The organism is Devosia sp. 2618 (assembly GCF_040546815.1).
Lineage (GTDB): Bacteria > Pseudomonadota > Alphaproteobacteria > Rhizobiales > Devosiaceae > Devosia.
The window spans coordinates 1409617-1423353 of record NZ_JBEPOO010000001.1; the positions used below are offsets into that span (position 1 = coordinate 1409617).

10 protein-coding genes and 1 tRNA gene are annotated in these 13737 nt (G+C 61.4%); 8 read left to right on the forward strand and 3 right to left on the reverse strand.

Features of this window, described 5'->3' with window-relative positions; genetic code table 11:
- Window positions 1-13 precede the first annotated feature (13 nt).
- The 3 genes from ABIE28_RS07015 to ABIE28_RS07025 all read left to right on the forward strand — a co-directional run bounded on the left by ABIE28_RS07015 (window position 14) and on the right by ABIE28_RS07025 (window position 3200).
- Window positions 14-98: transfer RNA gene (locus ABIE28_RS07015), tRNA-Leu, on the forward strand.
- Between the two features lie 43 nt (window positions 99-141).
- Window positions 142-1521 (forward strand): trigger factor, encoded by a 1380-nt coding sequence (gene tig, locus ABIE28_RS07020; protein ID WP_354061409.1) that lies wholly within the window; start codon window positions 142-144, stop codon window positions 1519-1521.
- A 203-nt stretch (window positions 1522-1724) separates the two neighbouring features.
- On the forward strand, window positions 1725-3200 hold the full coding sequence (locus ABIE28_RS07025) for an NAD(P)H-hydrate epimerase (RefSeq protein WP_354061411.1): 1476 nt from the start codon (window positions 1725-1727) through the stop codon (window positions 3198-3200).
- A gap of 200 nt (window positions 3201-3400) precedes the next feature.
- Here ABIE28_RS07025 and ABIE28_RS07030 read toward each other — a convergent pair whose 3' ends face one another.
- The gene (locus tag ABIE28_RS07030) at window positions 3401-4657 is read right to left on the reverse strand and encodes a cytochrome P450 (protein WP_354061413.1); all 1257 of its coding nucleotides are present in this window, start codon (window positions 4655-4657) and stop codon (window positions 3401-3403) included.
- Between the two features lie 129 nt (window positions 4658-4786).
- Here ABIE28_RS07030 and ABIE28_RS07035 point away from each other — a divergent pair, with 129 nt between their 5' ends.
- The 3 genes from ABIE28_RS07035 to clpX all read left to right on the forward strand — a co-directional run bounded on the left by ABIE28_RS07035 (window position 4787) and on the right by clpX (window position 7473).
- Window positions 4787-5017 carry a hypothetical protein gene (locus ABIE28_RS07035; RefSeq protein WP_354061415.1) on the forward strand — a complete coding sequence of 77 codons (231 nt, stop codon included), beginning with the start codon at window positions 4787-4789 and terminating at the stop codon, window positions 5015-5017.
- 376 nt (window positions 5018-5393) lie between these two features.
- The gene (locus tag ABIE28_RS07040; protein WP_354061417.1) at window positions 5394-6023 is read left to right on the forward strand and encodes an ATP-dependent Clp protease proteolytic subunit; all 630 of its coding nucleotides are present in this window, start codon (window positions 5394-5396) and stop codon (window positions 6021-6023) included.
- A gap of 172 nt (window positions 6024-6195) precedes the next feature.
- Complete coding sequence (gene clpX, locus ABIE28_RS07045; protein WP_354061419.1) at window positions 6196-7473, forward strand: ATP-dependent Clp protease ATP-binding subunit ClpX; 1278 nt, start codon at window positions 6196-6198, stop codon at window positions 7471-7473.
- Between the two features lie 223 nt (window positions 7474-7696).
- On the opposite strand, the gene ABIE28_RS07050 is transcribed toward clpX, so the two are convergent.
- Window positions 7697-8779 carry a citrate synthase/methylcitrate synthase gene (locus ABIE28_RS07050; RefSeq protein ID WP_354061421.1) on the reverse strand — a complete coding sequence of 361 codons (1083 nt, stop codon included), beginning with the start codon at window positions 8777-8779 and terminating at the stop codon, window positions 7697-7699.
- Between the two features lie 82 nt (window positions 8780-8861).
- Here ABIE28_RS07050 and ABIE28_RS07055 point away from each other — a divergent pair, with 82 nt between their 5' ends.
- Window positions 8862-9983, forward strand: coding sequence for a citrate synthase (locus ABIE28_RS07055; RefSeq protein ID WP_354066417.1), 1122 nt, complete (start codon window positions 8862-8864; stop codon window positions 9981-9983).
- On the opposite strand, the gene rocF is transcribed toward ABIE28_RS07055, so the two are convergent.
- A complete protein-coding gene (rocF, locus tag ABIE28_RS07060) occupies window positions 9980-10957 on the reverse strand; it encodes an arginase (RefSeq protein WP_354061423.1) in 978 nt (325 codons plus the stop codon). The two genes, ABIE28_RS07055 and rocF, sit on opposite strands and share 4 nt — an antisense overlap.
- Before the next feature lie 306 nt (window positions 10958-11263).
- Between rocF and lon the strand changes: the two genes are divergently transcribed.
- Complete coding sequence (lon, locus tag ABIE28_RS07065; RefSeq protein ID WP_354061424.1) at window positions 11264-13693, forward strand: endopeptidase La; 2430 nt, start codon at window positions 11264-11266, stop codon at window positions 13691-13693.
- The last annotated feature ends 44 nt before the right edge of the window (window positions 13694-13737 follow it).

The following is a 13737-nucleotide window of genomic DNA, read 5'->3' on the forward strand; positions in this document are numbered from 1 at the left end:
AACGGGTCCTTTTGCGGGTGTGGCGGAACTGGTAGACGCACTGGATTTAGGTTCCAGCGCCGCAAGGCGTGGAGGTTCGATTCCTCTCACCCGCACCAATCTTGGACTTGGCCTGACATCAATGAATACGGGATACACCGAATGCAGGTTACCGAAACCCTCAATGAAGGCCTGAAGCGCAAGCTGAGCGTGACCATTCCGGCCGCCGACCTCAACACGCGCCTTGGTGCCAAGCTCGCAGAGCTCAAGGGCCAGGCCAACATCAAGGGCTTCCGTCCCGGCAAGGTTCCGCTGGCGCACATCAAGAAGGTCTATGGCCGTTCTGCCATGTCCGAAGTGATGACCGACGCGATCAACTCGACCGTTTCGGACACGCTGGACGAGCGCAAGGAACGCGCTGCTGCACAGCCAAAGGTTGACCTGCCAGAAGATCAGGCCGTGATCAACGACGTGCTGGACGGCAAGGCCGACCTGGCATTCGTGGTGGAATACGAAGTTCTCCCACCGGTTGAGCTGATGAAGCTGGACGGCGTCAAGCTGACCAAGCCAGTTGTCGCGATAACCGACGAAGAACTCGATGCCGAAGTCAACCGCGTGTTCGCTCAGAACCGTGGATACACCGACAAGGGTGACGGCGGCGTTGTCGAAACCGGCGACCGTCTCGGTCTGTCGTTTGTTGGCAAGATCGACGGCAAGGCATTTGATGGCGGCACGTCCGACCATGCTCACCTGACTGTTGGCGCTGGCGAATTCATTCCCGGCTTCGAAGAGCAGCTGGTTGGCATGACCAAGGGCGAGACTCGCGAAATCGAAGTCACCTTCCCAGCCGACTACCAGAGCGAAGAACTGGCCGGTAAGAAGGCCACGTTCGAAGTCAACATCCTGCACGTAGATGGCCCGAACACCGGCGAACTCGACGACGAATTCGCCAAGCGTCTCGGCGTCGAAAACGTCCAGGCCATGCGCGATGCCGTCAAGACCCAGATGGAAGCAGCTCTTGCCTCCATGAGCCGCCAGCACGTCAAGCGCCAGATTCTGGATGCTCTCGACGACGGTCACAAGTTCGACGTCCCAGCCCAGCTGGTCGACGCTGAATTCGACACCATCTGGCAGCGCGTCGAGCACGAAGTGCAGAGCCACGGCCGTTCGTTCGAAGACGAAGGCACGACCGAGGAAGCTGCTCGCGAGCAGTACCGCAAGATCGCCGAGCGCCGCGTGCGCCTGGGCCTCGTGGTCGCCGAAATCGGCAACCAGAACGAAGTGAACGTGACCGAAGAAGAGCACCAGCAGGCGCTCATCGCTGAAGTCCGTCGCTTCCCCGGCCAGGAACAGCAGGTTTATGACTACTACCGCAAGAACCCACAGGCTCTTGCCGGTCTTCGCGCTCCAGTGTTCGAGAACAAGGTCGTCGACTTTGTTGCCGACAAGGGCGCTATCACCGAAAAGACCATGACCCGCGAAGAACTCGCCAAGCTGATCCAGGCTGACGAGGACGACGTTCCGGAAGAGCACCACCACTAAGATCGGTGATCTGACCTAAAGTTTTGAAAGCCGCCCAGAAATGGGCGGCTTTTTTATTATTCTGGCACCACCTAGGGCTCACCCACGACGTCATTCCCGCGAATGCGGGAATCCCCCTTTTTGTGGCTCTGGAAGGGAGGTTCCCGCTTTCGCGGGAATGACGCAGTGCATAAGCATAAACAACGTAACTCCGGAAACTATTCATGACCCAGTCCAACGCCGACATTCTGCTCACACCCCGCCAGATGGGCGAGGCCGACAGGTTGGCGGTGGAGGGCGGCACCAAGTCGCTCAAGCTGATGGAGGCCGCTGGCAAGGCGGTCGTGGAGGCCATTGTCGAGCGCTACTACCAGCGCTCCGTGCTGGTCCTGTGCGGCACCGGCAATAATGGCGGCGACGGCTTTGTGGTGGCCCGCCTGCTCAAGCAGAAGGGCTGGCCCGTCCAGCTCCGACTCATCGGCGACGCAACCGCCCTCAAGGGCGATGCCGCCGCCGTGGCCCAGCAATGGACCGGCCGCCTTGTCGCGCCGACTGCCAATGACATCGAATCGGCTGACCTGATCGTCGACGCTCTGCTCGGCGCGGGGCTCGATCGCGACATTGAAGGCGACTTCGCTGCCATCATCGACGCCACCAATGCCAGTTCGCGCCCGGTCGTCAGCATAGACGTCCCCAGCGGCATAGATGGCTCCACGGGCGCCGTACGCGGCGTGGCGATGGTTGCCGATATGACGGTCACCTTCTTCCGCCTCAAGCCCGGCCACCTGTTGCAGCCGGGCCGCGAACACAGCGGCGAAACCGTGCTCGCCGATATCGGCATTGCCGAAACCGTCCTCGACACCATCGCCGCCGATTGCTGGCAGAACACGCCAAGCCTGTGGTCCATCCCGGTCGCTAGGCAGGAAAACAACAAGTTCGACCGCGGCCATTGCGTCGTCGTCTCCGGTGGCCCGCTGCAGACCGGCGCCGCGCGCCTCGCCGCCATGGGCGCATTCCGGGTCGGGGCAGGGCTGGTGTCGCTCACAGGCTCCAGGGGGGCACTGGCGGTCCACGCCGTCCATGTCACCGCCGTCATGCTCAAGCCCGCCGAAAACAAGGCCGAACTAGCGGACCTCCTCGCCGACAAGCGGATCAAGTCCGCCGTGCTCGGCCCAGCGCTGGGCGTTGGCGAAAGTACGCGGGATTATGTTCTGGCTGCTCTCAATTCCGGCGCGGCAACCGTTCTCGACGCCGATGCCATCACCAGCTTTGCCGGTTCTGCCGAAGCCCTCTTCGCCGCCATCAAGTCAAACCCGGACCGCCCGGTCGTCCTCACCCCACACGAGGGCGAGTTTCAGCGTCTGTTCGGCGACGTTCCCGGCGGAAAACTCGACCGCGCCCGTGCCGCTGCCAACCATTCCGGCGCCATCATCGTCCTCAAGGGCAGCGACACCGTCATCGCCAGCCCCGACGGGCGCGCCGCCATTAACGCCAATGCCCCCGCATGGCTTGGCACAGCCGGATCAGGCGACGTGCTGGCGGGCGTTATCGCCGGTTTGATGGGGCAGGGCATGCACGGCTGGGAAGCCGCCTGCGCCGGCGTCTGGCTCCACGCCGAAGCCGCCAACCGCTTCGGCGGCCCCGGCCTCATCAGCGAGGATTTGCCACTGCTGATCCCAGGGGTATTGGCTAGTTTGTAACCGCCCGCCCCGGAGCCGTTATCCTGAGCCCGTCGAAGGACGAGGTCGAGCGAGTGGCGGTCCCTGTGCCACGCCCTCGTGGTTCGAGGGTCGCTACGCTCCCACCTCACCATGAGGACTACTAGAACACCGCATTTTCGGTAGCCCTCATGGTGAGGTGCGAGGCCCTTGCCGACCCTCGAACCACGAGGGCGTGCCCTCTAACGCCAGCTCACCATCAGCTTCTCCAGCCCGTGGAAATGATAAACGTCATTATACCGCGGCTCCTCGGCCAATTTTAGCTTCGGCAAGCGCCGGAATAGCTCGCTGAACGCCACCTGCAGCTCGATCCGCGCCAAAGGTGCGCCGATACAAAAATGTATCCCCGCGCCAAAGCTCACATTGGCGCCATCGGTGCGGAATGGATCAAAACTGTTGGCATTGGCAAAGCGCGCCGGGTCGCGGTTGGCGGCGCCCAGCATCAGGCCCACCACGTCGCCCTTGCGCAACTGGATGCCCTCATAGTCGAGGTCGCTCAGCGCGTAGCGGGTGAACATATGCAGCGGCGCATCGAAGCGCAGGCATTCTTCCACCGTCGCCGCCGTCTGCTCTTCGCTTGAGAAAAGCGTAACCGGATCGATACCGCTCTGCAGGATAGATTTGACGCCATTGCCGGTGGTGTGGACCGTCGCCTCATGCCCGGCATTGAGCAGCAGGATGGCGGTCGACATCACCTCTTCGTCGCTCAGCTTGTCGCCGCCACGATCCGAAGTCAGCATGTGGCTCAGCAAATCCTCGCGCGGGCTTTTGCGCCGGTCGACGATTGAATCGGCGATGAAATCCATGAAATCCTGCGACGCCTCGTTGGCATCCAGCTCGGTTTCGTGGCTGACGCCAAACATATACATGGCCACCATCCGGTTCGACCACGCCAGCAATTGCGGCGCGCTTTCGGCCGGCAGCCCAATCATTTCGGCAATGATGATGGCCGGGATCGGCGCGGCGAATGCCTTGATCAGATCGACCGAATCCTCGCCCTCGAACGCGTCGATCATTTCATTGGCCAGCTTGACGATGCGCGGCCGCAGCTGCTCGACATGCCGTGACACAAACGCCCGGTTCACCAGCGTGCGCAGCCGCGTATGCGCCGGCGGCTCGAGATTGAGCAGCGAATGCTTCTCGGTCAGATCAAACGAGGCCACATGCGGCTTGGGCTCGGGCATGCCCAGCTCTTCGCGCGTCGCCACATGCAAAATCTCGCGACCAAAGCGTTTGTCGCGGAGCAGGGCGCTGACCTCCTTGAACCCGGCAAAGCACCAATGGCCATACTGATCCCAAAAGAATGTCGGGTTGCTCGCATGCTGCCGGTCGTAGAACGCATAGGGGTTTTGAAAGAAGGCCGGGTCGCGCGGATCGGCGCTGGCGCGGCGGTTTTCAGGAACGTTTTCGATCGGCTTGAGCTGTAAAATGGCGGCCATGAGCGAGGGGTAACCGATATAGTAATTGGACACCCGACATTACGAGGTCGCAATCGCAATGCAATCGGCGGCTTGCCCTTGTGGGAAAAATCGCTAGTTGAGTGGGAACGAGCCAAGGAGTGCCGAGACGTGAGCGACCTGACCCTGAGCCAAGCCATCGACAACATCTATGCGTCGATCAAGAACAACAACGAGGATCTGGACACCCATATCGCTGCGCTTAAGGCCGCGATGACCGCCGAAGGCGCCAAGGAAGCGGTGTTCGAGCCGTCCAAGCTGGCGCAGGGCAATCGCCAGGGCCGCAAGATCATGCAGGCCTATTTCAAGAAAAAAGGCGTCGCAGTCAGCTTTTCGGCTTAAAGGGATCGGCTACTTTTCCCCCGTCTCCGTCATTGCCCGGCTTGTCCGGGCAATCCATGCTGCAGTGTGTGGAGAGATATGGATTACCCGGACGAGCCGGGTAATGACGGTGGCTTTAGGGTCGGCTGTCCATTTGTCGAAAGTGATGCGCATTCACCTTCCGAAGACTAGTCCGGCTTCCGCTATTGAAGCTCGCCCCAATGCAGCCTATCTGTGCCTTTACCGCACGTTAAGGCGGCGCAGTCTGCAATCGGCCAGTCGCGCTGATTCGAAATTTCGACACGACCCCGCACTATGGATGTCCGAGTGCATGGGTTATGTTTCAACTGAAGACGGCTAGCCCGGTCCGCGACCCGGCACAGCAAAGGGGCATCACATGCGGGATCCGCACGATACTTACATGAATACGCTCGTTCCCATGGTGGTCGAGCAGTCCAATCGGGGCGAACGCGCCTTCGATATCTATTCGCGCCTGCTGCGCGAACGCATCATTTTCGTGACCAGCGTTGTCGAAGACAACATGGCGTCGCTGATCGTGGCACAGCTCCTGTTCCTCGAATCAGAGAACCCGAAGAAGGAAATCTCGCTCTACATCAATTCGCCTGGCGGCGTTGTGACAGCTGGTTTGTCGATTTATGACACCATGCAGTTCATCCGCGCACCAGTCGCAACGATGGTGATGGGACAGGCCGCCTCCATGGGTTCGCTCCTGCTCGCAGCCGGTGAAGCCGGCATGCGTACGGCTCTGCCAAACGCGCGCGTCATGGTCCACCAGCCTTCCGGCGGCTTCCAGGGTCAGGTCACTGACATCCTGATTCATGCCAAGGAAGTCGAGGGCTTAAAGCGTCGTCTTAATCAGATTTATGAGAAGCATACCGGCCGTACCTACGAGGAAATCGAGAACGCTCTTGAGCGCGATCGCTTCCTGTCGCCGGAAGAAGCCAAGACCTTTGGCCTCATCGATACCGTGTGGGACAAGCGCCCCGTACCGGAGACTCAGGGCTGATTGACCTGCGTTAAGCACATTGCCGATGCGCCGTGGACTGTGATCCGCGCGCAATTGCACCAAGCCGGATCGATCTTTAGGATCGGTTCGGCTTAGACTTTGTTTATGCCTTCAGCGTTACCGTTTTAGATGACGCTGAATTTTGGAGGCCCTTGCCTCCGGGAGTGACAGGATGTCCAAAGAGACAACGAACGGCGAAACCTCAAAGAACACGCTTTATTGCTCGTTCTGCGGGAAATCCCAGCATGAGGTTCGCAAGCTGATCGCCGGTCCGACCGTGTTCATCTGTGATGAATGCGTCGAGCTGTGCATGGACATCATCCGCGAAGAGAACAAGACCTCGATGGTCAAGTCCTCCGATGGCGTGCCGACCCCTGCAGAAATCTGCAAGGTGCTCGACGATTACGTTATCGGCCAGTTCCGCGCCAAGCGCGTGCTCTCCGTGGCCGTCCACAACCACTACAAGCGCCTGCACCATTCGTCCAAGAACCAGGATATCGAACTTTCCAAGTCGAACATCCTGCTGATCGGGCCAACCGGTTCGGGCAAGACGCTGCTGGCTCAGACGCTGGCTCGCATTCTGGATGTGCCATTCACCATGGCCGATGCCACCACGCTGACCGAAGCCGGCTATGTCGGCGAGGACGTGGAAAACATCATCCTCAAGCTCCTGCAGTCTGCCGACTACAACGTCGAAAAGGCCCAGCGCGGCATCGTCTACATCGACGAAGTCGACAAGATCTCCCGCAAGTCCGACAATCCGTCGATCACCCGCGACGTTTCGGGCGAAGGCGTGCAGCAGGCTCTGCTCAAGATCATGGAAGGCACCGTGGCTTCCGTTCCGCCCCAGGGCGGTCGCAAGCACCCACAGCAGGAATTCCTGCAGGTGGACACGACCAATATCCTGTTCATCTGCGGCGGCGCCTTTGCTGGTCTCGAAAAGATCATCTCGGCACGCGGCGAAGGCTCGGGCATTGGCTTTGCGGCTACCGTCAAGGACCCCAACGACCGTCGCGTCGGTCAGGTTCTGGCTGACGTTGCCCCCGAAGATCTCGTTCGTTTCGGCCTGATCCCGGAATTCATCGGTCGTCTGCCAGTTCTGGCAACGCTCGAAGACCTGGACATCGCCGCCCTGATCGAAATTCTGACCGCCCCGAAGAACGCTCTGGTGCGCCAGTACCAGCGCCTGTTCCAGATGGAAGAAGTCGAACTGACCTTCCACGAGGACGCTCTCAAGGCGATCGCCGAGAAGGCCATCGAACGCAAGACCGGCGCCCGTGGCCTCCGCTCGATCATGGAAGCGATCCTGCTCGACACCATGTACGATCTGCCATCGCTTGAAGGCGTCGAAGAAGTGGTGATCTCGGAAGAAGTGGTAAAGGGCAAGGACGTCCGCCCGCTCTACATCTACTCCGAGCGCAAGAAAGACGAAGAGCCGGCATCGGCTTAAGTTTTTCGCAGCTGAAATTGAAAACGCCGGGCCTTGAGCCCGGCGTTTTTGTTTTTGGGGTCTGGGTCAGGAAGAAAGAATACCCCCACCTAACCTCCCCTGAAAAAGGGGAGGAACTCTCCCTGTGTTCGTATGAGATCCCCCCCCAACCACCGCCCGAATTCCTCCCCCTATCAGGGGGAGGCGAGGTGGGGGTACTCCAATCCCTCAATGATGCCCAAACCTAAGCCGCCACTCTCCCCACCGGCCCCACATAAACCGACTGCGGCCGGATCAACCGCCCCCCAATGGCCTGCTCCCGCGCATGCGCAATCCACCCGCCAACCCGCCCCATGGCAAAAACACACGTAAACGCCTCCCTCGGAAACCCTAGCGCCTCCAGCAGCAGCGCGGTATAAAACTCCACATTGGTATCGAGCGCCCGATCCGGCTTCTTGCGCTTCAGCAAGTCGAGGGCCGCCGCTTCGATGCCTTCCGCCAGCGCCAGCCGGGCAGGGTCAATCGCCCCCGATACTGCGAGCAGTCGTACCGCGCCCTTGAGCGCATCGGCCCGAGGATCGCGCACGCGATAGACCCGATGCCCAAATCCCATCAGCCGCTCACCCCGCGCCAGCGCATCATCGAGCCACGCCGTTGCATTGTCGGGCGTTCCAACCCCATCGAGCATATCAAGCACCGGGCCGGGCGCCCCGCCATGCAGCGGCCCCTTGAGGGCCCCCAAAGCCGCCACCACCGACGAGGTCAGCCCCGACTGCGTCGACGCCACCACCCGCGCCACAAAGGTCGAGGCGTTGAGGCCATGGTCCGCCACGGTCACCAGATAACGATCCAGCGCCGCCACCTGCTGCGCCACCGGCGCCGTGCCATGCAGCATGGTCAGAATATCTTCGGCATGGGACAGCGCCGCGTTCGGTGGCACCAGCGCCTCGCCGGCCCGCAGGCGCAACAGTCCCGCCGTGAACACACCGGGGCCGGCGACCAGCTTCAGCGCTGCATCGGTGTCATCGCCATCCGGTAGGCGCGCCAGCAGGGCCCGCAGCCCATCCACCGGCGATAGCGCCAGCAGGTCCGCATCGACCGCCTGCAGATGGTGGAATACCTCCACCCGCGCCGCGCCAAGAGCCGCCCGCATATTCGCCGGCATGTCCAGAAACCCGTCAAACAACAGCTCCAGCACGTCCTCGTAGCGGCTGGACTTGACCAGTTCGTCCAGCGACACGCCCCGGACGATCAACCGCCCGTTCTTTCCGTCAACATCGGACAACACCGTTTCGGCGGCAACTACGTCTTCAAGACCACTGCTCATCACGCTCTCCTTTGGCTTGTTGCCATAGAAGGTAGGCGTGCTAACATTGACGTCAATCTTGACCAATTGGATCAATATCAACATGGACTGGATGACCGCGAACGAGGCGCTGACCTTGCTGGGCACGCAGCCGCAAACGCTCTACGCCAATGTCAGTCGCGGTCGTATCAAGGCCAAACCCGATCCCGCCGACAGCCGCCGCAGCCTCTATCGCGGTGACGATGTGCGCCGTCTGGCGCAACGCGGGGCAGGTCGCCGCAAGCAGGAAACCATCGCCGCCGAGGCCATCCGCTGGGGAGAACCGGTTCTGACCTCCAGCATTTCCACCATTGTCGACGCCCATCTTCTCTATCGCGGCCACGACGCCGCCGAACTGGCCGAGACCTATACGCTGGAACACCTCGCCGGCCTGCTGTGGGAAACCTCGGCGGTCGAACTCCGCGATGGCCCTATCGAAGGCCCGGGATCGATCCGCGCCGGCCTCGTCGCCTTGGCTGAGCGAGCCGCAACCGACTGGACCACCCTCGGCCGCTCGGAAAGCGTCCTGAAAACCGAGGCAAACTCGGTGCTTTCAACCGTTTCCATGGCCCTGATCGGCGCCCATTCGGAAACCGGACCGTTACACATCCGTCTTGCCAGTGCCTGGGACTGCCCGGACGCCACCGACCTGCTGCGCCGCACGCTGGTCCTGCTCGCCGATCACGAACTCAACGCTTCGACCTTCGCCGCGCGCGTCACCGCATCCACCGGCGCCTCGCTGGCTGCGGCAACGCTGTCCGGCCTCGCAGCGTTGACAGGTCCGCTGCATGGCCGGGCCTCCATCGCGGCGCTACAACTGAGCGAAGAGGCCAAAACACTCGGGGCCGAAGCTGCCGTACTGGCGCGGCTGGGGCAGGGCCGTCACATCACCGCTTTCGGCCATCAGCTCTATGACGATGGCGATGCCCGGGCCAATGCGCTGTTCGATCATTTCGAGATGCCGCAGCACTTTGCCGAACTGCGTGCCGCCGCCGAACGCATCACCGGCGCGCGGGCCAATATCGACTTTGCTTTGGCCGCCATCACACGCGCCCACAATCTGCCCGAGGACGCGCCGATGATCCTCTTTGCCCTCGGCCGCAGCGTCGGCTGGCTGGCGCACGCCCTCGAGCAGGTCACCAGCGGCGAACTGATCCGCCCACGCGCCCGCTATGTCGGCGACTAGCCCGCTTCGTCGGCGGTAATGAACTCCACCGGTCCCGCTTCCTCGCCCATGATCGCCCGACCAAACAGGCTTGCCACCAGATCGACCAGCAGCGTTGCGCTCTTGCCGCCGTGATCGAGGAACGGATTGAGTTCCACCACGTCGAGCGAGCCCACAACGCCGCTATCGTGCAACATCTCCATGATCAGGTGCGCCTCGCGATAGCTCAGCCCGCCCGGCACCAGCGTGCCGCCGCCAGGGGCGATGGCCGGGTCCATCGCGTCGACATCAAGGCTTACGTGCAAATGCCCGCCAGCGGCCTTCACGCGCGATATGACGCCACGCATCAGCGCCACAACGCCCATCTCGTCGATCTTGCGCATGTCGATCACCTCGACGCCGCGCGCATTGAGCAGCTTGCGCTCGTCCCGATCGATCGACCGCGCGCCGATCACCGTCACATTGTCCGGCGCGATCTGCCCCAGCCATGGCCCTTTGTAGATATCCTCAAACCCCGGCTCGCCGCACAGCAGCGCCAACGGCATGCCATGCAGGTTCCCGCTCGGCGACGTCGCCGGCGTATTGAAATCGGCATGCGCATCGATCCACAGCACAAACACCGGCTTGTCCTTGGCCGCACAATGCCGTGCCACGGCCGATACGGTGCCCATGGCGATGGAATGATCACCGCCGATGAACACCGGAAAATGCCCGGCGCTCAAAATATCGAGCCCCAGATCGCTGGCTCGCGCCGCCAGATCGAGAACGTCATTGCGCCGCTCGTCCGGCAGCCGCCAGCTGGCCGGATTGGCATCCAGCACCGGATGCGGACGACGCAGGTCGCCATGGTCCACCACATCGTGTTCCAGCTCCAGCAGCGCCTCGGCCAGCCCCGCCACCCGCAGTGCCTCCGGCCCCATGCCGCAGCCCCTCACGGACGCGCCGGCGGCGGTCGCGATCCCCAGCAAATCGATGCGGCTTGGTCGTGTGCTCATAGAGCGCGTTCCTTGTGTTTGGATGCCATGATGCCCATGTGGACAACATGAGCAAGGCCTATCGGCTGCTCCCCTCAAACCAAAGCCACATCCACCCTGCAGCCAAGGCACACGGGTGTTTCCGGGCCACTTCGCATATCTCCTGTGCGTTCACGACTTAACCATGACAATTCCGCGAAGGTTGACTTGTGTGGCCGCTAGGTCGACCTATTTATTAACCGGAATCAGCCCAGCCTTCTTGCTGGAGCTGTCTGCTACGGGCGCGCACCTTCTCCCTTCCTCCGCGCGCCCCGGAAAGGATACGAGATGACGGACGTCAATCCCACGGGCGGCGATTTCAGCCGGGATCGCGTTTACCCAGTTCTCCCACTGCGCGATATCGTCGTTTTCCCCGGCATGATCGTGCCGCTGTTCGTCGGCCGCGAGAAGTCGGTCAAGGCGCTTGAAGAAGTCATGCGCGATGACAAGCACATTCTCGTCGTGACCCAGAAGAACGCGCAGGACGATGATCCGGCGCCCGACCAGATTTATGCAACGGGTACCATTGCAACCGTGTTGCAGCTGCTCAAGCTGCCCGACGGCACCGTAAAGGTGCTGGTCGAGGGCCTGAACCGCGCAACCATTGATCGCTATCTCCAGACCGTCGATTACTTCGAGGCCGAGGCATCCATCCTGCCTGAGCCCGAAGAAGACGCGACCGAGCTTGAAGCCCTGTCCCGTTCGGCCACCACCGAGTTCGAGAGCTATGTGAAGCTCAACAAGAAGATCTCGGCCGAGGTCGTTGCGGCCGTTGGGCAGATCGAAAATCACTCCAAGCTTGCTGACACCATTGCCAGCCACCTGGTCATCAAGATCAACGAGAAGGAAGACCTGCTCTCCACCGTTTCGGTTGCCGAGCGCTTCCAGAAAATCCTTGGCCTGATGGAAGGCGAAATCGGCGTCCTGCAGGTGGAAAAGCGCATCCGCAGCCGCGTCAAGCGGCAGATGGAAAAGACCCAGCGCGAGTACTACCTCAACGAGCAGATGAAGGCGATCCAGAAGGAACTGGGCGACGGCGAAGAGGGCTCCAACGAGATCGCAGAGATCGAGGAGCGCATCGCCAAGACCCGCCTGTCCAAGGAAGCCAAGCTCAAGGCCGAGGGCGAGCTCAAGAAGCTCAAGGCCATGAGCCCGATGTCTGCCGAAGCCACGGTTGTCCGCAACTATCTCGATACGCTGCTCGGCCTGCCATGGGGCAAGAAGAGCAAGGTCAAGCGTGACCTGATCCTCGCCGAAAAGGTGCTGGATGAGGATCACTATGGCCTCGAGAAGGTCAAGGAACGCATTCTGGAATATCTGGCTGTGCAGGGCCGTACCGGCACCCTCAAGGGTCCGATCCTCTGCCTCGTCGGCCCTCCAGGTGTGGGCAAGACCTCGCTCGGCAAGTCGATTGCCAAGGCAACCGGTCGTGAGTTCGTGCGTATGGCGCTCGGCGGCGTTCGGGACGAAGCTGAAATCCGCGGTCACCGTCGGACTTACATCGGCTCCATGCCCGGCAAGGTCATCCAGTCGCTCAAGAAGGTTGGCAAGTCCAATCCGCTCTTCCTGCTCGATGAAATCGACAAGATGGGCCAGGACTTCCGTGGCGATCCAAGCTCGGCACTTCTCGAAGTGCTCGATCCTGAACAGAACCACACCTTCGCCGATCACTACCTCGAGGTCGATTATGACCTGAGCGATGTGATGTTCGTGACCACGTCGAACACGCTCAACATTCCCGGCCCATTGATGGACCGTATGGAGATCATTCGTCTGTCGGGTTACACCGAGCAGGAGAAGCACGCGATCGCCAAGCAGCACCTGATCCCTGAGACCCTCAAGGAAAATGGCCTGCAGCCCGGCGAATTCGAACTCTCCGACGAGATGCTGACCGCTTTGATCCAGCGCTACACCCGCGAAGCGGGCGTGCGTAACCTCAAGCGCGAAATCTCCAAGTTGATGCGCAAGGCCGTGGCCGAGATCGTCAAGACCAAGGTCAAGACCATCACCATCGACGAAGACAAGCTGACCAAGTATCTCGGCGCCGATATCTACAAGCACGGCGAGATCGAAGCTGAATCGCAGGTTGGTCTGGTGACCGGCCTGGCCTGGACCTCCGTTGGCGGCGAACTGCTGACCATCGAAGGCGTTATGACCCCCGGTAAGGGTCGCATGACGGTTACGGGTAACATCAAGGAAGTGATGAAGGAATCGCTGACTGCGGCCACGGCTTATGTCCGTTCGCGCTCGATCGATTTCGGCATCAAGCCACCGATGTTCGACACGCGTGACATCCACGTCCACCTGCCAGAAGGCGCCACCCCCAAGGATGGCCCATCTGCTGGTATCGGCCTCGCCACGGCAATCGTCTCGGTCATGACCGGCATTGCCGTCCGCAATGATGTCGCCATGACCGGTGAGATCACGCTGCGGGGCAGGGTGCTGCCGATTGGTGGTCTCAAGGAGAAGCTGCTCGCAGCCCTCCGTGGTGGCATCAAGACGGTCCTGATCCCTGAGGAAAACGTACGCGATCTCGCCGAGATCCCGGACATCGTCAAGGAAGGCATGGAGATCATTCCAGTCAGCCGGATGGATCAGGTAATCAAGCACGCGCTGGTTCGCCAGCCCGAGCCAATCGAGTGGAACTTCGACGAAGCTCCCGCTCCAGTTGCGACGCCAGATGCGACCGACGATGCCGCAGCGGGCCTCCCGCACTAGATCGGCTCACAAGCCCAATATGAACGGCGGCCCAACGGGCCGCC